The following is a 21,664-nucleotide window of genomic DNA, read 5'->3' as shown; positions in this document are numbered from 1 at the left end:
ATTATCATTATTACCCCATATTTCTTTTTTTGCCCGAAATCAATTCAGGAGAACGATTTATTGTATCATGGAAGCCTTTGGGTTACCATGCCCTGTATCCTGTTGATGAGTTAAATTCCATTCCCTACTACTTCTATGTACACAAAACAATACCCCACACTCCACTCTCGGAAGTAGGGGGTATTGTATGTTTAACTCAAACGGAGAAAGTTATGAAAACCTTCCTTCCCATTCACGCTTGAACTGCTCCACAAACTGCACCATAAAGTCATGACGCTGCTCTGCCAGTTCCTTGCCATAGGACGTATTCATCAGATCTTTTAGTTTAAACAGCTTTTCGTAAAAGTGATTGATCGTTGTACTGCGTCCATTCCGGTATTCCTCCCGCGTCATCTGCTCTCGTGGCGGAAGGGCGGGATCATACATCTCACGACCTCTCGCGCCGGCAAAAGCAAACGTACGCGCAATACCAATAGCGCCCAGCGCATCCAGGCGATCCGCATCCTGCACCACCTGGGCTTCCAGGGATGAGACGGCAGGTCGCTGCCCTCCTGCATAGGAAATGGAACTAGTGATGCGTACCACAGCTTCCCGTGTACCCGCTTCAAGCGGCTGGGTATCCAGCCATGCATTCAGCTTCGCCATTCCGGCTTCAAGACTTTCGTTAAGCTTCTCATCCGGCACATCATGAAGCAATGCAGCGAGTTCACAGATAAAGGGATCGGCACCCATACGGTGTGCAAGCTCGACCGCAAGTGCGGTCACCCGCTCGATATGCGGCCAGTCATGACCATCCGTATGTGCGGCCGCATCTCCCTGTACAAAAGCACGAGCCGCCCGAAGAATAGCCTCTCCTGTTAACGTTCCATCAACCTGATCCCCATGCCCTAATTGTTGCGTGTGTAGGTTCAGATGTTGAGGGGAATTCTCTTGCATCTTACACGTCCCCGCCTTCGCGAGTTTGTTCACGTGGTATACGTCTTGCCACACCCGTTTTGACCGCTGCTTCAATCACGCGATTGCGCATCGATTTGACGATTTTATCGTTAAACACACTCGGAATAATATAATAGCGGGTGCGCTCTTCATCGGAAATGGCTGAAGCAATCGCCTGAGCTGCTGCGAGCTTCATCTCTTCATTAATCTCACTGGCACGGCAATCCAGAACGGCTCTGAACATACCTGGGAAACACAATACGTTATTGATCTGATTCGGATAATCTGAGCGGCCTGTCGCCATGACAGCCACGATGTCTTCCACCACAGACGGCATAATCTCCGGTACCGGATTCGCCATGGCGAAAACAATTGGATCAGCGGCCATGGTTTGCACATCTTCACGGGTTAACAGGTTACCGCGCGACAGACCGATGAAGACATCTGCTCCGCGAATCACGTCACGAAGTGAACCTGTCTCCAGTTCCGGATTGGTACGAGCCGCATAGTCGCTCCATACTTCATTTTCATAGGTATTCGTCCGTACCAGCGCACCATCACGATCCACCCCGACAACCCGACTCGCACCCGCGGACAGCAGAATATTACTGCATGCCACACCTGCTGCACCGATACCACAAACGACAATTTTGACATCCGTGATGGATTTACCAACCAGCTTGAGCGCATTGATCAGACCTGCATACAACACAACTGCTGTACCGTGCTGGTCATCATGAAATACCGGGATGTCCAGTTCCTCATTCAGGCGACGCTCAATTTCGAAGCAACGTGGTGAAGAAATATCCTCTAGGTTAATCCCGCCAAACGCTGGTGAGATCGCTTTCACAGTTCGAATGATTTCCTCGGTATCCTGTGTATCCAGGCAGATCGGGAAAGCGTCCACTCCTGCAAACTGTTTGAACAACATCGCTTTACCTTCCATGACTGGCATCGCGGCACGTGGTCCAATGTTGCCAAGGCCAAGCACGGCACTACCATCGGATACTACGGCAACCGTATTCCGCTTGATTGTCAGCGAAAATGCCTTTCCAGGCTCTTCTGATATAGCCGAACATACCCGGGCCACATCCGGTGTATATACACGTGACAGGTCTTCACGGTTATGAATCGGGACCTTCGGCGTAACTTCGATCTTGCCGCCCAAGTGCAGCAGGAACGTCCGGTCCGATACGTTTATGATGGATGCTCCTTTAAGCTGGCGCACCCCTTCTATAATTTTGCTATTATCTTGTGCATCCGTTACAGCGACAGTTAAGTCGCGCACACTTACATCCTGATTGGTCGAAATTACGTCGATGGCGATAATGTCTCCGCCAGCTTCCGAGATGGCCGAGGCCACTTCACCAAACTTGATGTCTTTTGTTGTCATTTCCAGCCGAATAATAAAGCTGTTACCGTCTAAATTCCTTTGATTCATTCCAATTCCTCCCAGACTGAAAGTCATGAGTTGCAATGTTACCTGTTTGTCTTCGCTGCGCGGACACGTTTATCCTTTATCTTGCCCAAAAAAAGTGCTCAGTGTGATCTAAATACGACAAAAAGGGCCACCCTCTCCGTCTGATCGAGACGTTAAGGGTGGCCCTTCTGCACACTATATAAGTTAAACTAAAGAATATTTACACTTGCCACTCCGATGATAGAACAACCTTCCGATCGCTGTTATCCCTACATTTTTCAGCCAAATGAGTAACAAATATATTATTTACGCTCAGCCGCTCTGCGCAGTACTCGGATATCATATGGTTGCAAATCCAGGCTGCCCTCTACAGCATCATCACTCAGCAGATCACGATAGGACTGGTTGTCCAGTTGTACTTGCTTCGTCTCCGGTGTGTAGTTCTGCACAAATACATAATCCGCTGTGCCATCTGTACGAATGTGTGCCGTAACACCAGCAGGAAGCTGAGTTTCAAGAGCACGCTCTATACCCAGATCAGCGATTAGACTGCCATAGAAATCATCGTAAAATGGAGCTTTGAAACGTGTAGCCATATAATAGGCTTTACCTGAGCCAAGACGATTAACGGTCAAAGCAGGCCGTCCGGCATAGAAGTCGGAGCGATATGTCGCCAGAGCTTCTGCACTTTCCAGATGAATCAGGTCACATAATTCGAAAGCATCATATTCGGCATTCAGTTGAAGCTCATTATCCTTCACAGGCACAACCCCATTCAGATCACGGTCATGCAAGCCGTCGATCTCTTCTGACCAGATCCCTAGTGTCTTGCGAAGCGGTCCAGGGAATCCTCCAAGGAAGCACAGATCATTCTCATTTACGATACCTGACCAATACGTGGCCACAAATGTACCGCCATTTTCCACGAATCGCTCAATGCGTTCGCCCACGCCTTCACGTACCAGATAGAGCATAGGTGCGATGAGCAGTTTGTACTTGGAGAGATCAGCGTCCATGTCGATGACATCCACAGGCACACCTTCTTTCCAAAAGGCATCATAATGCCATTCGACCGTCTGCTCGTACTTCACTCCGATGTTACGCGGCCCTTGGGAATCCTTTACTGCCCAGCGGTTTTCCCAGTCGAAGATGATGGCAACCTCAGCCGGAACGGACGTTCCAACCACCGCTTGCATTCCTTCTAGTGCCGCTCCTACGTCAGTTACATCCTGGAACACGCGGGTATGTTCATGACCAACATGATCTACAACCGCTCCATGAAGCTTTTCACTGGAACCCCGACTCTTCCTCCACTGGAAGTACTGTACACTGTCCGAGCCGTGTGCTACAGCTTGCAGAGATGCCAGCAAATGCATACCTGGACGTTTCAATTTGCTGGTCTCTTGCCAGTTAGTTGAGCTTGGTGTGCTCTCCATCAATAAAAACGGCTGCCCGCCCTTGATGGAACGAACGATATCATGCATCATCGCCACTCTGGATGCCAGTGTATCTTCTTCGTCCGCATCATGCCATGTCGGATAACTGTCCCATGACAGAAAATCCAGAATGTCAGCGAATTTCCAGTAGTTCAATCCTTCATAAAACTCCATCAGGTTGGTCGTTACCGGCAGATCGGGATTTTTGGCCTTCAGCGGTTTCGTTTCGTGCACGATAAAATCAGCGGTCTGATCGGTGACAAACCTGCGCCAGTCCAGATTCATCGCATGGACCTGTGTCTCTCCATGCGGGGCAGGAGACTCCACTTGTTTCCAGTCTGTCACGGTATGGCTCCAGAATGTCGTCCACCAAGAGTGATTCAACTCGTCCAGTGTGCCATATTTGTTTTTCACCCAGCCGCGAAAAGCATCCTGACAATAATCACAGTGGCAATCCCCGCCAAATTCATTGGAAATGTGCCAGCCAATTACTGCCGGATGATCCGAGTAACGTTCTGCAAGTTTTGTATTGATTGCAGTAACCTTCTCTCGGTATACCGGAGATGTGTAACAATGGTTGTGACGGAAGCCATGCAGGTTGCGAACCCGATTGGCCCCAACACGCAACACTTCTGGATACTTGGCCGACATCCAGGCAGGTCTTGCACCGCTTGGGGTAGCCAGAAATGCATAAATTCCATTGGCCGCAAAACGATCCAGCACTTGATCCAGCCATTCAAACGTGTACACGCCTTCCTCCGGTTCAAGGGATACCCATGAGAAGATGCCAATGGACATCACATTACATTTGGCAAGCTTCATCAATCGGATATCTTCCTCAAGGACTTCAGGATAGCGTAGCCATTGCTCCGGGTTATAATCTGCACCATGTAACATATGAGGTGCTTTGGAACTCACAGGTGGATATTTGTATGTCATGCTGACAACTCCTTATTCATTTCATTTTAATTATCTATTTGATCAATGCAGCACTCGGCTGCTCATCCAATGTAGTGTCATTTTCCTCTCCAGCCTTCAGCGCTGAAAACGATTGCAACTTCTGACCCTTGAAGTCAAACATCGTCAGGTTGCCCCAGTTATTCGGATGTCCAACAGACCACTCTTCCTTGCTAGGAATCCAGGCAGGCTCCCAGTAATAGAATCCCGCTCCTAGACCTCCGGGAACCTCACGAATAATCTGCAGCAAATCCTTCAAATAACGTGTCTGTCCTTCCACACTTGCCGGATACCCGGGCAGCAACAGTTCTTCCTGATTCAGAATCCACTCGTGACCTTCAGGCTGCTCCAATGTCCAAGGATAAGCGGTTTCAACAACATTGATTGGTTTGCCGTAGCGTTCAGCCAAGTCATGCAGATTATCCCGCAGTGCATCCAGTGTTCCATGCCACCAAGGGTAATATGAGAGCCCAATGATATCGAACTCCACACCTAGCGCCTCAAACCGATCATAAAACTTGCGACTCTCCGCATTATCACCACCGCGGTCTATATGAATCATAATTTTGATTTCCGAATCAACCGATTTAACAGCAGCGATGCCATACTTCACAAGTCCAGCAAAACGCTCCCACTGTTCATCGGTATCATGCTCTTCCCCACCAACACGTCCTTCATCCCATAACATGCCAGGTGTTATTTCGTTCCCCACCTGCACCATGTCCGGCAATGCATCATGCTCCTTGAGTGTTCTCAGCACATCCGCCGTATAGGTACATACCTCACGTTGTAGTTCCTCATAGGACAGCTTCTCCCATGCCTTCGGCTTCCATTGATTGGCTGGATCAGCCCAGCGATCCGAATAATGAAAATCCAGCAAAAATTGTAATCCTTGTTCCTTGATCCGTTTGGCTACCGCTACCGTCCGCTCCAGATTACAGAATCCGCCTACAGGATCATTCCAGATTCGCAACCGGATTGCATTGGCATCACCCAGCTTGAGAAGGGTCAGCAAGTCCGCCTGCTGCCCATGCTCATCACGATAGGTCCCACCATGCTGCTCAATTTCATCCATAAATGACACATCCATTCCGAGAATGAATGCCTCTTCCTTTAAATTGCTCACTTCATCAACCTCCGTTTAATTTAGATGCAGGTTTAGCCTTTAACTGAACCCAAGGTCATACCTTTGACAAAGAAGCGCTGCAGGAATGGATACACAATGAGGATTGGCGCACTTCCAATAAAAATTTGTGCCGCTCTTACTGTGGTTTGAGAAATGGTTTCCATCTCTTTCGGGTTCATGGCCATCGTACTCATATCACGTTTGATAATTACGGTCTGCATGAAAGTGGCCAGCGGATAATCCTTGGCATTGTTCATGTAGAGCAATCCGTCAAACCATGAGTTCCAGTGGAACACCATGCTGAACAATGCAATCGTTGCGATAGATGGCATGGAAATCGGCAGGAAGATACTGAACAACGTTCTGAAGTGATTGGCTCCATCCATCAGCGCCGCTTCCTCAAGCTCTTTCGGAATACCCCGGAAGAAGTTTAGCATCAGAATAACGAGGAAGGTGTTAACCGCTCCCGGAAGCACCAGCACCCAGAAGGAATCCATCAGGCCGATCTTCTGGATGACCATATAGAAGGGAACGAGTCCCCCATTGAAGATCATACTAAAAACAAAAATCCATGAATAGACGGTTCTTCCTTTAAATTCATTATTTTCTTTCGACAACGGGTACGCTGCCAAAAAGGTGATCAGCAACGTAATTCCCGTACCAATGACTGTCCGAAGCAAGGAAATCCAGAGAGAGTTTAGGAAAATGGGGTTATTCATCGTTTTTTTGTATGCTTCAAGTGAGAACCCTACCGGCCAGAGGTTAACGAGATTGGCATCTGCGGCAGCCTTGTTACTGAAGGATACAGCCAGAACGTGAATCATCGGTACAATACACATAATGGCAACCAAAATGAGAAAACAAATATTGATGACATTGAACACGCGATAAGGCGTTGATTTATGATACATCGTGGTCCCTTCTTTCTCTGTTCATTCGATTAGAATATGCGGTATCCGGCGTATTTTTTGGCTAAGCTGTATGATACAAGGATCAAGACCATGCTGATGACCGATTTAAATAATCCAATTGCGGTCGCGAAGCCCATCTCTCCGTTTTCCAGCGCCGAGCGATAAACGAATGTATCAATAATGTCGCCCGTTTGATATACGAGCGGGTTGTACAGATTGAAAATCTGATCGAACCCAGCGTTAAGCACGTTACCCAGTGCCAGTGTTCCAACCACCATCAGCATCGGTACAAGAGACGGGATGGTAATATGCAGTGTCTGTTTCCAGCGACCCGCTCCGTCAATCTCTGCTGCTTCATACAGCGCTGGGTTAATGCCGGCAAGGGCAGCCAAGAAGACAATCATGTTATAGCCGAATTCTTTCCACACATCCGTTAGAATGATCGTCGGTCGGAACCAGCTGTTATCTCCAAGGAAGAAATATGGCCCAAGTCCGAATGTTCCGAGTACCCGGTTCACCAGTCCTCCGGTGGATAACAGATCAATCAGAATTCCGCCCAGGATAACCCAAGACAAGAAGTGAGGCAGATACACCAAGGTTTGGATCGTTCGCTGGATCGCCATCTTGCGAACTTCATTCAACAAAATCGCGAACACAAACGGGACAAACAAGTTAAAAATGAGTTTGAGTACAGCAATGATCAGAGTATTCCATATGACTTGCAGGCTGTCTTCGCGTTCAAACAAATATCTAAAATTATCTAGCCCGACCCACTCCGAGCCGCTGATGCCGAGCCATGGTTTGTAGTTCTGAAATGCCATAACGATTCCGCCCATAGGCACATAGCTGAATATGATCAAAAAGATGATGGCTGGCAGCAGCATTACGTGAAATGGCCAAGTTCGTTTTAAAGTTCTCATGATTGCTCCCCCTGTAATTCTTCCTACTCAAGTGCTCCCTGAGCGGCTTATACTGCGATTATATCAACCGTTTGCATAGGTCAAACAGCACATAAAAGCAATATAAATGGCACAAAAGCAACCAGTTTGGACTCGCTGTCATTCCAGTCATTCATCCACTGCTGACCCGCAACTCCCCGAAGCAAATCAGGCTCTCATAACGACAAAAAAGCGCACAGACCTGGTTGGTCTGCACGCTGCTGTATCCTTATTTTTTCACACTGTCATACCATTCGTTGACCTCTTGTGTGATTTGGTCGCCGCCACCCGATTTCCACGTTTGTACAAATGTATCGAACGCATCTACCGGATTTTTGCCATAAATAATTTCGTTGAAGGCTTGATTCTCAATTTTGTTCAGGTAGTCCAGCTTGGATTTCATTGTCGCTGTTGTAGGACCTGTGAACATGTTTTTGTAGGAGATTTCTTCCTGACTGAGCAACACTTTCGCTGCGGCAGGGGTCTCTTTACCGTAGTTGACAGCAACATCCTTCTCAAGCTTCGTCTCAGGCTCTTTGCCATCTGCCAGATTGAGCAGGGCTTTCATCTGAGCATCGGGAATACGGGCGCCGTCACGAACGAGCAAATAACGTACAACGTTCACATATCCGCCTTCAATTTGGTCAATCGGCAATTGTTTGCCATTGGCATCCAATTGATAGTCATACTTTGCAAATAGACCGTTATCATACTGGCTACCCGGTGCCGGGTCTGCATAATTGTCGAACAGGTAGTTCTCATACGTGAAGAACGCTTCAGGGTGCTCCATGTCTTTCTTGATCAGAATGACGCCGTTAACAAACTGTGTACCATGACGCATAGCTTTGCCTTCTGGACCGGTCGGGATTTCAATCGGTTTCCAAACGGCACTTGGCACATTTTTCACTGTATCCAGAAGCGGCCATCCACTCATCCAGTATGGACCTGGGATAATACCGGCTGTACCTGCCACTGCTGGCTCGGCTGTTTTGTTTTCATCCCACAATGCTGCTTCCTGCGGGATGTAACCTTTTTTGAGCCATTCGCTCAATTTGGTCAGACCTTGCTTCATGCCAGGATTGATGGAACCATACTCCAGCTTGCCGTCTTCAGCTACATTCCATTGGAACGGCAATGTTCCGTATGCACCAAAGATCCAGGATGGATCTCCCATCCATGTGTTCATGGATGTTTTGAAACCAATGCTGAGCGGAATGACCTTATCTGGAGCTAAGCCATCCGGATTTTGATTTTTGAACGCATCCATGACTTTTTCCAGTTCATCGATTGTTTTTGGCGCCTCCAGATTCAGCTTGTCCAGCCAGTCCTGGCGAATCCACAGCAGGTAATCATTGTTGTACGCATAGTCCAGTACGGGAATACCCATTCTTTTGCCGTCACGGCTATACTGGTTCCATACATTGGGATCCTGCTCCATCGCTTTTTTCCATGTGTCGGAAGCGTATTTGTCGAACAGCGGACCCGCTTCCTGGTACATGCTAGAATCAATCAGATCCTGTGCAAGCAGGTTGTCCCCTACCATTACCACTTCAGGCATCTCCTGACCGGATGACATAGCAAGACGAAGTTTTGTCGCAAATGCGTTGTTCGTATCCGTTACAGACCACAAGGATTTGATGTCGATGCCAAATTGATCTTTGGCCCACTTGGTTGCTACGTTATTTTCCATCGATTCGCCATTTTTGAATTTTAGCTCAGGATCAATTCCCCATGCCGTTGTAATCGTTACTGCAGGATCATATTTTTCTTTGTATTCGTTTTCAATAGCTGGCGTACTTGATGCCTCGCTATCTCCTCCGCTATTTCCTCCTGTACAGCCTGCAAGGACGCCGGTCAGACACACCGCCGTTGCGAGAAGCGACAGTAATCTCTTTTTCGTGGATTTCGCTCTCAATGTTGTTCCCCCTTCAATCATTTTGGTTACCCTTTCATTATAGGCCTGCCGGGTCTTTCAGCCTATGTCACGAAAACAAGATTTCTGCACCTTTGGCAACCTATATATTGGAATGATGTTGAAATTATGCCTGATCCCGATATTCATTCGGTGTCATGCCGTAATGTTTTTTGAACATTTTGCTGAAATATTGCGGATTTTGGTACCCAAGTTCACTGGTAATCTCGTATATCTTTTTGTTGGTGTATTTGAGCAAATACAATGCACGCTCCATCCGCATGCGAATCATATAATCGCCCAGCCCCTCACCTGTCTCGGCTTTGTAGATCTTGGACAAATAAACGGGATGCAAATACACCTTGTCTGCGATCATCTTCACGGATAGATCCTGTCCTGCGTCTCTGGTTACCATCTCCTGAACCTGCTTGATGACGTGTCTGCGGCTCTGCACGCCTTCCTGATCCGACAGTTCCTCCTGCAACTTGGCAAGCATCTCAGTCGCCCAGCGTCGAAGCTTGTCAGGTGATTGAATCAACTGATGTGCCAATAGCAGATCAAATCCCGCATGATCAATCTCATGTACGAGATGCCCCTGCTTGTGCGCAATGTACATAAAAGCATTCGTTACAGACAAATACATCTCATATACATGCTCTCTGGAGAGACATACACGGTCCGCTGCATCAAAGACAGCATTCAGTTTACGTGCCGCAGCCTCCCACTGTTTGGTTTCAAGCAATTGAGGCAGAACGGGTGGCTTATAGAGCTCTTCAAGCGCTTGTGCCGCATCGTTCTCCGATCGTTTGGACAGCTCTTTATCCATGTAAATGATTGTATTTTCCTCTGGACCCGATAGTACGAGTGATCCCAAACCTTTACGATAAGCGGTCGTCAGTTCGGCAAATTGAAACGGTGCAGTGACCACCATGGACAGATCACCTTGCAGATATCGAATGACATGCTCGCGGAAAGTCCCAACTGGCTGCTTCAGCTCATCCACATTCGTCTGAGCAGGCTCCGTCCAGTCCTGACTCTGTATCATCATGACCAAACTCTCATGAGGACCTCGTCCAAACCATACGTTGAATTGGGGACCAAACACCTCTTCGGCAATATTGCCAACCGCAAACTCCATCAAATCCAGTGATTGCTGGTCCATTGCCGAGAACCGGCCTGTAAGGCGAACCAACATCATAACTGCCGGTTGATCCGGCTGAAGCACAATCTCATACTTTTCAAGCTGTTCACCCAGTGCCCGTGCTGTAATCTCGCGGCCCAGCAACAGATCATGCATCAGATTCTCCCGCAAAATTTTATAATCTGACTTCCGGCTATATAACAACCGATGGTATTTATCAAATTCATCCCAATCATCCCGAAGGGACGTGATGGCAGCGGAGACCGAAGCCATGAATTCCTCATCGTTCACTGGCTTGAGAATATAATCGGCAGCTTGCAGCTGAATTGCTTTTTTGGCATATTGAAAATCACTATGCCCGGTCAGCAGAATACAGCGGATATGCGCCCATCGACTGCTTACCTCCTCCACCAGTTCCAGCCCGGACATGCCCGGCATTCGAATATCGGTCACCACAAGGTCCACTGCATTCTCTTCCAAGATCTGCAGCGCTTCCTTGCCAGATGCTGCACGCAAAACCGTCGTAACACCGAGCTCTCCCCAGGGAATGGTCAATTCCAGACTTTCCGTTACATACGTTTCATCATCCACCAATAAGATATCAATCAAGACAGTCACTCCCTATCTGCTTCGTTATGCAATGCATTCTTTCTATAGTTCTAATTCTGTGGTCATATGGCGTCTCTATTTCTATCCTTCTATTCAATAAGATGTTTTTCGTCAGTAGGCCAGGACAAGGTAACACGCAGCCCACCAAGCGGTGATTCCGTGACGCTAATTCCCGCCTGCTCCCCATACCTGAGCTGAAGACGCTGGTTAACGTTCCACAACCCACATCCCATCTCTTGGTCCATACCGCCTGTGAGTTTGTGGAGCAGCATCTGCCGGGCCAAGTCATCCATACCTTGCCCGTCGTCATCTACGGTAAGAATCATCATGCCATTTCTCTGTTCTCCGGACACCCGTATTTCCCCAGCTTCGGCATCGGCTTCAATTCCATGAATGACCGCATTTTCCACCAGTGGCTGTACGATTAGAGGAGGCACCTCTTGCCTTAAGAGGTCTTCCGGTAAGTCAATTTTGAAACGTATTCGGTCCATACGCATCTGCTGAATCTCCAGATAACAGGTGACGAACTCAATTTCCTCTGTGAGCGGTACCACATCACGCTCCTGCCTCGTCGTATACCGATAGTATCGGGACAGATTATGCGACATGGCAACGACGGCATCGACACGCTTCAGCTTGGCCATGCTCGTAATGAATGAGAAACAATTATAGAAAAAGTGTGGATTAATCTGCGATTGCAGCTGTTTCAGACGGGCTTCACGCACATGAATCTGTTCCAGGTACACGTGTTCAAACAACTGCTGAATCTGCGCCACCATGGAGTTAAATCGTTCGGACAAAAAGCTGAATTCATTGCGTCCTTTGGGTGTAATTCGGACTGAATAATCCTCCTGCTTCAATCGTTGGAATCCACGAATCAACTGTTTGACAGGGACTTGGACCTGTACATATAACAGATAGGCTACGGCAAAGCTCATCAATAGCAGACAGATCATTGCGGAATAAAACAATATATTGGATTGATGAATCGGCTTCAGAATAGCTGATAGTGGCATGTAATCGACCAGATACCAGCCGGTCGTGCTGGACTTTACCGTATTAACCATATAAGGCTCGCCGTTAATGACTACCGTCCGGTTATCCACATCCTTAAGCTTATCAATGGCGAGCTTGTCCATGAGCTGACCTGTCAGGGCACGATCCGAGGTGCGGTTATAGATGACCCCCGTCTCTTCCCGGTAATAAAATGGATCATGGCGACCATCGTCCTTGAATTTGTCCAACATATCTCGAATGTTGTCACTGTCGAATTCTAGTTTAATCACGGTTTGCGCATTGGCTGCGGGATCGCTAATGCCGTACGGAGATACGGTGATCCAGCTGAAGATGAATTTATCATCTTCACCTTCCTGAGTCTTTCGAACATTCCATCCGGATGATATGTTGCCTCTCAGCGTCTGCTGATCATAATAGCCAGCATCTCTTTCAGAGATGACTCTGCCCAGCGTCGGCGAATAGAGATACAATTTCGTTGTCCAGTTGGATGAACTCTCCTGAATGCTCAGCTTGTTCTGAATACGTTTAACCAAATTGATCGTATCCAGATCGAAATATTTACTGTCGGCGTAGATCCGACGGAAGCTCGCAATATCGGGATCATGGATGAGCAGATTCGGCCACGAGGATAACAACTCGATGTGTGTGTTCACTTGATTCTGAAAAAATTCCAGTTGGTTACTGTTGGAGCGATTGAGTTCATCTCGCAGAACTGCTGTCGTTTTATGGTTGGAATACCAGTACAGCAGTACGACTGGAACCAGCATAATTAGAATTAAAATGACCATTTTGGAAAATAGATTCGTCCGGTATGACATCTGCTTACCTCACCTTGCCTTCATTAGTCAGTGAATCTAATTTTAACGATGAAAGCGTTAAACATAAACTATTTTTTCTGGGCGGATCCGCTCCACAGCTCATCTGTTATTCCTGACTTAATCTCTTTAAAGAGACTCTCTATATATCGTAAGCGTTACCATATACATACATAAAGGTGACAAAACCAACTTTTCTGCACTAATTGCAACTTCCACGCAAAAAAGAGCTGGCAACCGCCAGCTCTTTTCTAAACACTATATATTGATTAATTTCTTCTAATTCGCAATGCTCTTCTTATGTATTCATTCTATCTTGCTAACGCAAAATCATTATGGAATATCGTAGTCAAACACAGTGTTCTCTCCATCTACGGCGACATCCATTACAATATCGGTTAGCTTTCCTTTGACTTGCAGCGGGGAGGCAGCCAAACCGGAAAACGCCAGTTGACCTTTAAATGTTCCATGCGGCTCAATCTCTATATGCACAGGCTTCAGCTGGACAGATTGCAGGGATTCATAGAGCGGATCATCCTGGTGTTTGTAACTGCGGGCCAAGTCAGGCAAAAGCACAGCTGCTACAGGCTCTCTGGTGTAATTTTTGAGTGTCAGGTCACAGTTTACTCGTGTAATGCCATTTTCCAGTACATCATAGGTACAGGAGCTATCGTTTTGGACATAGGAAACACCATTGATACCGGATGCCCCCCATTTGGCTACATACATCAATTTATCCGTCATGTAGGAATAACTGAGAACAATAGCGAGAACGATCAGCCAGAGCCGTTTGGCCAGAACCGGATATAATGGCATGATTTCTTTGCGTGTAAGATAGTAGCTGCACGCTAATATACCCATTCCAAAAAATAACGTGATATGCACACCACTTACATAGGATGTGGTATAAGGCGACATGCCTATAGCAGACAACATCGTGTCCCCCACAGAGAAACCGAGGTGATGCTTAAACGTAAAAATGATGCCAAACAGCAATAACATCGCAGAGAACACAAGTCTGGTTCTCGACACACGAACACCCCCTAATCAACCACCTGATTATATCATATATTTCCTTATTATGGTTTACGATCCAAATAAAAAAAGACGCTCCGGTTTTTAACCGAAAACGTCTTTGGTTTTGCAACTCAATTCTACTTTTTCGACAGGAATGCGTCGAGCTGTTCTTGTTTAGCTGCAATGATTTTATCAATACCTGCGGCTTTCAGCTTCTCCAGATATTTCGGGATCATCTCGTTCGGATCTACTGCACCCGATGTCATACCCGGTTTGAACTGTTTGTTCACGTTGTTGACCGCAGCAATTTCGTTTTTTACGGATTGGCTATTGAACGTAAAGCCCAGTGCAGGTGACTTAACGCCTTTGGCATTAAACTCTTTGAACTTTTCCCATTTCTGCGGATCTTCATTATCCCAGAGGTAGTTCAGGAACTGGTTACCCAGCTGCCATTGTGCACCAGGATTATATGTGCGACTGTTCGCATCTACACCTTCCGGCAAGGTAATAATGTTGTCCTGGCCGTCTTTCTTCACATAATGTGTGCCTTCAATTCCGAAGTTGAGCAGGTTGTTGATTTCTTTGTCGGAATGCAGCAAGTTAATGACTTGCATCGCCTTCTCAGGCTGCTCAGAGGAGCGGGAGATCGCGAGCATCGCACCGGAAGCATCCCCGGTTGTAATCGTAGGCTGTGTCATCTCGATCTGGGTCAATGGATATCCGACATACCCTTCTTCTTCCTTATCCTTGCCCGGCTTCATGCCATCGGTCCACAGGAAGGCCTTGCCTGCCTTCGCCTGATCTTTCGGGAATACATTGGAAGTTGCTGCATCACTGTTAATGTATCCAGCCTGATACCACTTGCGTGCAAGCTCAGCCGCTTCCTTGAATTCAGGGGTCTCCACTTCATTCAGTACCGTCGTTGTACCCGCTGTTTTGGAGATGACGCCTGGAACGGATGCATCACCAAGATAATCCCAGTCCAGATTTTCTAACAGCCCGTTACCATTGGTATTGGACATATAGAATGGAGTGATGCCTGGTTCGTTTTCCTTGATTGTTTTGAGCAGCGGCTCCAGGTCAGCCCATGTTTTTACTGCGGTCAGATCGAGCTTGTATTTGTCAGCCAGATCTTTGCGTACGAGTACACCACGCGTCGCAGCTAACTCCTTGTTGGTAGGAACGCCATAGTTTACGCCATCCACCTGAGAACCTTCCAGAAAGGCTGGATCGAGATTTTTCTTGATATCCTGCCCATACTTGTCAAGCAGATCATTGAGCGGCAAGAAAGCTCCTTTTGCCACATTGACCGTATAATTTTGCCAAGCCGCTGTGAAAATAATGTCTGATTTTTCGCCGGAAGAGATCATAAGATTCAGCTTGTTATCCCACTGACCCCAGTCGATCGCATTAATCTTGAGTGTTGCCCCAATCTTTGGCTCCATCTTTTTGTTGATCTCGGCTTCCACCAGAGCTACATCTTTCTGTGGTGTCCCTGGATAATACAACGTCACTTCATAGGGCTTGCCCCCAGTCTCCGCTCCACCGCCACCCTGTGCTTCCGGTGTTGTTCCGCCTTTGTCTGATGAGCAACCTGCCAGCACCAGGCTCAGCGCCATAACTGCTGCCGCGAAACGCGGCCATACCTTAAACGTTCTAACCAAGTGAACCCCTCCCGTCATATGTTGGACCCTGCAACCGATTGCCCCAATTCGCAATGTTCCCCAATCTGCAAAAGTCCGTTCGCTTGCCGGCCCTCCGGCGTGTCTGTACTCGCTGCTTTTTGTATATGCCCTCTCAGGTCCATCTTCGATTATCCGTTGCCCTCTCCGCTAACCGGCCGGAGTTACCCCTTCACTGCGCCTACGGTTAGGCCTTTGATGAAATACCGCTGGAAGAATGGATATGCCAGTACGATTGGACCAATACCGACAACAGCCATCGCCATCTGCAGTGTTTTATTCGGCAGATTCAGCAATCCGCCCTGTGACGAAATCTGTGAAGAGACATTGGAGTTGGATGTTAAATATTGAATATCGAGCAGCGTCCGGTACATAAGGTACTGAAGACTGATCGTCCGGTTATCAGATATAAAAATCATGCTGAGATACCAGTCGTTCCAGTAATTCAATGTGCTGAACAGTGCAACAGTCGCCATCACCGGAAGGGAGAGCGGAAGCACGATACGTGTAAACGTTCTCAATTCACCCGCTCCATCAATCCGTGCCGATTCAAGAATCGATACCGGAATGGAATTGGCGAAGAACGTACGCATGACCAGCACGAAGAACGGTGACAACAGCAGCGGCATGATCAGTGCCAGAATCGAGTTTTTCAAATCCAGTACGTTTACATAGACGAGATACCACGGGACCAGACCGCCATTGAACAGCATGGTGAAAAAGATGAAAAAGGCGAACCACCCGCGATACGGCAAATCTCTTCGGGAAAGCGGATATGCGTACAATGCAGTCAGCGCAACACTCGTTATTGTACCTATCACGGTTACGATAATTGAAATGCCATAGGAATGGATGATCTGATCCATGTCCTTGAACAGAAACTCATAGGCAGTCAGGCTAAACTTCTCCGGAATCAGCTTATACCCGTTCGCAATGACCGTCGTCTCGTCCGAGAATGAGATCGCGAAGACAAGCAGGATCGGCACAATGCAGGCAATGGCATAGAATATAAACATAGCGTGTATGATAGACGCGGAACGCCGCGACACGGCTAATGGATCACGTGATTTCACAGCTGGCTTGCCTCCTCTCAAAATAATGCATTATCTTTGTCCATTCTCCTAACGATGGTATTGGATACGAGAACAAGTACAAATCCGACAACAGCCTGATACAGCCCGGCTGCCGAGGACATCCCGATATCGCCTCCAATAAGGAAGGTTCGGTACACATAAGTATCCAGAACGTTCGTAACCGGGAACAATGCGCCCGATTCCAGCGGAACCTGGTAGAACAGACTGAAATCCGCGTAGAAAATACGACCGATCTGCAGCAATGTCATAATCACGATCAGCGGTACGAGAAACGGAACGGTAATGAAGCGAATCTGATGCCACTTGCTCGCGCCATCCAGCACGGCTGCTTCATAATATTCCTCATCGATGCCTACCACTGCTGCCAGATAAATGACGGCATAATAACCGATATTCTTCCATGTGTTCACCAGTGGCAAAATGTACGGCCAATACTTAGGCTCCGAATACCAGTCAATGGGCTGTCCGCCAAAGAGCTGAAGAATCGTTGAGTTCATGAAGCCCGAATCCTTGCCTAGAAACGCGAGCACCAAATAGCTGACTACAATCATCGACAGAAAATACGGAAGCAGCATGAGTGACTGATACAATTTGGACATTGCCTTGTTCTTCACTTCATTCAACAATATCGCAAGCCCTACACCTACAACTAAATTCAGCGCAATAAATACGGTGTTATAGGCGAGCGTATTACGTGTGATCTCCCAAGCATCGCTGGTGGAGAACAAATACTTGAAATTATCCCAGCCGCTCCACGGGCTGCCCCAAATACCGTCGGCATAGTTTACATTTTTGAATGCAATCAGAACGCCGAACATCGGCATATAGTTGTTCACCAGCAGAAACAGAATGCCTGGCAAAAACATGAGATACAAAACCTTGAATTTACCTAGATTGTATAGGACAGACTTTCGTTTTCGAACCGTTATGTCCCTTTCATCCGATAGACGTGCTGCCTTACCCGCCTGGGGTTGTGTCTTCATAACTTGTTCTCCCTCACTCCTCTTGAATTTCATCCTCAGGATGAAACACCGCTGTGTCTCCTGTGGTTCAAGTATACGGCGAGGCGTTCAGGTCCACTATCTGCTGTGGTGACCTGTTCATTGATCAAATTATGACTTTAGGGCACAAAAAAACAAAAGACGCAGCATGCTGCGTCAAATCTGTACCGTTCGGGACTGTTTGCGAAACTCCTGTGGGGTAATGCCCGTGCACTTTTTGAACATTTTCGTAAAATGAGAGTAATTGTAGTAACCGACCTTGCCTGCGATATCCGTCACTTTCACAGTAGACTGGGACAATAATGTCTTCGCTTTGGCTACTCTGCGCTGGAGAATGAATTCGGAAAGTGACATGCCCTTTTCTTTACGAAAAAGGCGGGATAGATAGGCCGGATTAAATCCGGCAAAGGATGCAAGTTCTTCTCGCATCAGCTCTTCACCAATATGATTTTCAATGTAAATGCATAACTGGTCCACAATCGTCATTGGACTGTGATCGTCCGGATACAATACCGGGATGGCACGACTAATCAGATCTGATGTCCACTGTTTCAGTTGGGGCAGCGAACGTGTCACAACGTTTTCTTCCGGCTCCCGTTCTCCAGGATACAGGCTGCGTACAGATACATTTTTCTGATGCAGCAACGGGTAGATTACATGCAGCATCGCATGATAATACAAGCGCAGAATTTCCGGTGACAAACGCTCCTGTGAAGCCAGTAATTCAAAGATTTCGTCCACACGCTCGCGCAGGTCGTCAAACTTTCCCGTTTCGAACAGGATGGACAGCTCGGAGAACCACGGTATTGGCAGAAAACGATCCTCCGTATCTCGGCCCACCTCGTCATAGATAAAGACCCCTTCAAGCTCGTTGATATTGCGACGCTCCATGTCCATCAGCTCATTCAGCATCCCCTGTAAATCTGTAACTGCTACCGGGACTCCGACGTAACAGGACAATCGGCAATAAAAGTAGGTACCGCACTCTTGAATATAACTCTGACATCCTTGTGCCATCTCACTCGCCGTAGGTATGATCCCGTCCTGTTCGTATGCAAGCACAATATTTAGTCCACTGTGATCCTGAAACACTTCCCCAGGTTTGTCACCAAGCAGCATTTCCTTGGCAGCATTGCGGAGCGCATATTCCAGCACCTCCTCGTCACGCAGATCGAAGTCTCGCACCCATTCTTCGACGGAAATGACAATCGGCAACACGCGCACGTGCGGATCAATCTCGGCTCCATAGACCTCGGCCAGCTCCTGCAGCTTTTGCTGGGTTAAGGTTACGCGCTGTGAGATGGCGTCTTTCCAGAAACGCTCGGTCAACAGTGGTTTATGCGTTTGCCAGCGTTTGTACACCGTCTCATATACTTCATTGGTGCGGGAACGCTTCTCGTCATCCTTGATTTTGTCCATTGCCTGGCTAACAACCTTGATCAGCTGGTCTGCGGGAGCAGGCTTCAGCACATAATCGAAGCTGTTCAGCTTGATTGCCGTCTGGGCATAATCGAACAGGGCATGACCTGTAAGAAAAATCGTCTGCATGCCGGGATCATGCTTTAACACCCAGCTTTGCAGATCCAGTCCCGTTTCACCCGGCATCTCAATATCACAGATCATAATATCAATGGGATGGGATTTCATCAGCATTCTCGCTTCTTCCGCATCACCAGCACTGAATACCTGGTCGATTCCGGCCAGGCTCCAGTTCACCCCTTCCACCATCGCTTGCAAGGCGTATACTTCATCATCCACGATCAACAGGTTCCGCATAGGCTCTCCCTTCTTCTTCTTCCGTCTGAGCGGGCATATGAATATGGACTGCTGCCCCTCCTTCAGTCTGATTGCTGAACTGCAATCCGGCATGTTCGCCGTACTTTACAAGCAGCCGATGAATAACGTTCCAGATGCCAATGTGCTGTCCACCCGGATCTTCGGCGTATTGCCCCTGTTGCAGGCGCTCCAGTATTTCTTGCTCAAATCCAACACCGTTATCTGTAATTGAAAGTTGAAGAACCGAAGACGGTTCAGGATCAGATAACGTTTTCGACTTCCATGCTCTTATGCAAATAACAAAAGGCTCTTTGCGCCGCTGGAAGCCATGAATAATGGCGTTCTCCACAAAAGGCTGAATCGTTAAAGGCGGCAGCACATAATGCCCCAGATCCGGTCCGACATCCAGAACGAAATCCAGCTTGTTTGGAAACCGCAGCTTCTGGATCTCCAAATAATGACTGATATGTTCCAATTCTTCATCCAATCGAATAACACGTTTGCCTGCACGCAGGCTGAACCTGAAATAATCTGCCAGATGCCCCGCCATCTGCTGCACCAGCTCATGCTTTTGCAACGAAGCCAGGCTATGAATGATATTCAATGAATTCAGGTAAAAGTGAGGATTAATCTGCATCTGCAATTGTTTAAACTCTGCTTCTCTTGTGCGCAATTGTTCCTCATACACATCTATCTTCAGATGCTGGATCTCACTTGTCATCTGATTGAAGCTGTGCGTGACAAACTCCAGTTCAGATGAAGACGGCGTCTCAAGCCTCACATCAAGTTCTCCTCGGCTAACCCTTCTCATCCCACGTATGAGCACATTCATCGGACGGAATAGGAGCTGCCTGAGAAAAATCATAGCTGTGATCAGAATGACCGCTGCACCAATTGGAAGCAGGCGAATGATCTGCTGAAAAAATGGCAGGTTTCGCATCATATCCTCCTCGGGCAGCAGGACAACATAGTTCATCTCAGACATGGCTGAGGGAATGCCAAGCATCAGGTACTGACGTGCACTGCCTATAGACGTCACTTCAGAGATCACCTGGTACGGATTATTCAATCCAGTGATATGGGCTGCGGCCAGTTTGATTTGTGCCGAGTTCAGGGCTGAATCGGACAGCGCCCCGCCATCTGCTCCCACGATGACTGCACCTCCCCGGTCACCGGACTCCGTGAATTGCTCGGGGTGATTCAGTGCATTCATGTCCACCAGCGCCCCCGCATAGAACTGGGCGTTGATCCGCACCGTTTTGACCAAGGCATTCCATGTGCCTCCCCGAACGATGCTCCACTCTGGCTTCTGGATTTCCCCCTCCAGCTGCTGCATCTGGACCGGCATGCTCTCCTGCACAATCGACATTTTGACATCATAATTGCCCGAGGTAGCGAGTAACAGATCGTCATTCACGGCATCGTACAGAAAAAATGAATCGATCAGATTATAAAATCCGATATCGGTCATGAATTTGTTCATAATACGCTGTTTGGCAATAATATAATCGCCGCTGCCGTATTTGAGAAAAAACAGGGAAATAATGTCCGGGTCTCGCTCGCCCAGACTGTATAAATACCGATTGGTCTCCTGCAGCACACGCTCGTTCTGCTCCACACTTTTTGCAAGATGATTCATATTGGTGAGAGACACTTGATCACGTACAACTTTCATGGCATATACGTTGTTGTAATATAGCAGCATGAATAGTGGCAGCATGATCAATGTCAGACCCACAATAAACTTAAAGCGCAGTGAACGGATGAAATTCATGAATTCCCGCCCTTTTGTTTAATCTAGATTTCAGTTCTTTTGCACATTGTTGTAACCGCTATCAAGATCAAGCGATTTCTCCTGTTTTTTTTGATGCTCCAC

General features: G+C 47.6%; 15 protein-coding genes. All 15 read right to left on the bottom strand.

The genetic code is table 11. The features are described from left to right. Positions 1-210 precede the first annotated feature (210 nt). On the bottom strand, positions 211-936 hold the full coding sequence (locus BLV50_RS00880) for an HD domain-containing protein (RefSeq protein ID WP_063564723.1): 726 nt from the start codon (positions 934-936) through the stop codon (positions 211-213). Between the two features lies 1 nt (position 937). Next, positions 938-2,377, bottom strand: coding sequence for an NAD-dependent malic enzyme (locus BLV50_RS00875; protein WP_063564724.1), 1,440 nt, complete (start codon positions 2,375-2,377; stop codon positions 938-940). Positions 2,378-2,658: 281 nt separating this feature from the next. After that, complete coding sequence (locus BLV50_RS00870) at positions 2,659-4,731, bottom strand: beta-galactosidase (protein ID WP_090805278.1); 2,073 nt, start codon at positions 4,729-4,731, stop codon at positions 2,659-2,661. Between the two features lie 34 nt (positions 4,732-4,765). Next, positions 4,766-5,875: a glycoside hydrolase family 53 protein gene (locus BLV50_RS00865; protein WP_090805276.1), complete on the bottom strand. Its 1,110-nt coding sequence runs from the start codon at positions 5,873-5,875 to the stop codon at positions 4,766-4,768. Positions 5,876-5,907: 32 nt separating this feature from the next. After that, the gene (locus tag BLV50_RS00860) at positions 5,908-6,786 is read right to left on the bottom strand and encodes a carbohydrate ABC transporter permease (RefSeq protein ID WP_064639146.1); all 879 of its coding nucleotides are present in this window, start codon (positions 6,784-6,786) and stop codon (positions 5,908-5,910) included. A 29-nt stretch (positions 6,787-6,815) separates the two neighbouring features. Next, entirely contained in the window at positions 6,816-7,706 is an 891-nt protein-coding gene (locus tag BLV50_RS00855) for an ABC transporter permease (protein WP_062321959.1), read from the bottom strand. Positions 7,707-7,953: 247 nt separating this feature from the next. Next, the gene (locus BLV50_RS00850; protein WP_371129213.1) at positions 7,954-9,660 is read right to left on the bottom strand and encodes a type 2 periplasmic-binding domain-containing protein; all 1,707 of its coding nucleotides are present in this window, start codon (positions 9,658-9,660) and stop codon (positions 7,954-7,956) included. Positions 9,661-9,763: 103 nt separating this feature from the next. Next, positions 9,764-11,386, bottom strand: a complete 1,623-nt coding sequence (locus BLV50_RS00845; protein ID WP_090805272.1) for a response regulator — start codon at positions 11,384-11,386, stop codon at positions 9,764-9,766. A gap of 89 nt (positions 11,387-11,475) precedes the next feature. After that, positions 11,476-13,221: a sensor histidine kinase gene (locus tag BLV50_RS00840; RefSeq protein WP_090805271.1), complete on the bottom strand. Its 1,746-nt coding sequence runs from the start codon at positions 13,219-13,221 to the stop codon at positions 11,476-11,478. Positions 13,222-13,551: 330 nt separating this feature from the next. After that, positions 13,552-14,250 (bottom strand): hypothetical protein, encoded by a 699-nt coding sequence (locus tag BLV50_RS00835; RefSeq protein ID WP_063564730.1) that lies wholly within the window; start codon positions 14,248-14,250, stop codon positions 13,552-13,554. A gap of 122 nt (positions 14,251-14,372) precedes the next feature. Then, complete coding sequence (locus BLV50_RS00830) at positions 14,373-15,899, bottom strand: ABC transporter substrate-binding protein (protein ID WP_063564731.1); 1,527 nt, start codon at positions 15,897-15,899, stop codon at positions 14,373-14,375. Between the two features lie 182 nt (positions 15,900-16,081). After that, entirely contained in the window at positions 16,082-16,990 is a 909-nt protein-coding gene (locus BLV50_RS00825; protein ID WP_053783705.1) for a carbohydrate ABC transporter permease, read from the bottom strand. 17 nt (positions 16,991-17,007) lie between these two features. Beyond that, on the bottom strand, positions 17,008-17,994 hold the full coding sequence (locus tag BLV50_RS00820) for an ABC transporter permease (protein ID WP_090805269.1): 987 nt from the start codon (positions 17,992-17,994) through the stop codon (positions 17,008-17,010). A gap of 174 nt (positions 17,995-18,168) precedes the next feature. Then, a complete protein-coding gene (locus BLV50_RS00815; protein WP_177031093.1) occupies positions 18,169-19,788 on the bottom strand; it encodes a response regulator transcription factor in 1,620 nt (539 codons plus the stop codon). After that, complete coding sequence (locus BLV50_RS00810) at positions 19,763-21,562, bottom strand: sensor histidine kinase (RefSeq protein WP_090805263.1); 1,800 nt, start codon at positions 21,560-21,562, stop codon at positions 19,763-19,765. The genes BLV50_RS00815 and BLV50_RS00810 overlap by 26 nt, the downstream gene beginning before the upstream one ends. Positions 21,563-21,664 lie beyond the last annotated feature (102 nt).

It is taken from the genome of Paenibacillus sp. 276b, assembly GCF_900107875.1.
GTDB lineage: Bacteria > Bacillota > Bacilli > Paenibacillales > Paenibacillaceae > Paenibacillus > Paenibacillus marchantiae.
This window is presented reverse-complemented; position numbering and strand designations above follow the sequence as displayed.

Excerpts from the sequence above, each read along its gene's own strand:
- BLV50_RS00880 (WP_063564723.1), bottom strand. The coding sequence starts at position 936 with ATGCAAGAGAATTCCCCTCAACATCTGAACCTACACACGCAACAATTA.
- BLV50_RS00875 (WP_063564724.1), bottom strand. The coding sequence starts at position 2,377 with ATGAATCAAAGGAATTTAGACGGTAACAGCTTTATTATTCGGCTGGAA.
- BLV50_RS00870 (WP_090805278.1), bottom strand. The coding sequence starts at position 4,731 with ATGACATACAAATATCCACCTGTGAGTTCCAAAGCACCTCATATGTTA.
- BLV50_RS00860 (WP_064639146.1), bottom strand. The coding sequence starts at position 6,786 with ATGTATCATAAATCAACGCCTTATCGCGTGTTCAATGTCATCAATATT.
- BLV50_RS00855 (WP_062321959.1), bottom strand. The coding sequence starts at position 7,706 with ATGAGAACTTTAAAACGAACTTGGCCATTTCACGTAATGCTGCTGCCA.
- BLV50_RS00850 (WP_371129213.1), bottom strand. The coding sequence starts at position 9,660 with ATGATTGAAGGGGGAACAACATTGAGAGCGAAATCCACGAAAAAGAGA.
- BLV50_RS00840 (WP_090805271.1), bottom strand. The coding sequence starts at position 13,221 with ATGTCATACCGGACGAATCTATTTTCCAAAATGGTCATTTTAATTCTA.
- BLV50_RS00820 (WP_090805269.1), bottom strand. The coding sequence starts at position 17,994 with ATGAAGACACAACCCCAGGCGGGTAAGGCAGCACGTCTATCGGATGAA.
- BLV50_RS00815 (WP_177031093.1), bottom strand. The coding sequence starts at position 19,788 with ATGCGGAACCTGTTGATCGTGGATGATGAAGTATACGCCTTGCAAGCG.
- BLV50_RS00810 (WP_090805263.1), bottom strand. The coding sequence starts at position 21,562 with ATGAATTTCATCCGTTCACTGCGCTTTAAGTTTATTGTGGGTCTGACA.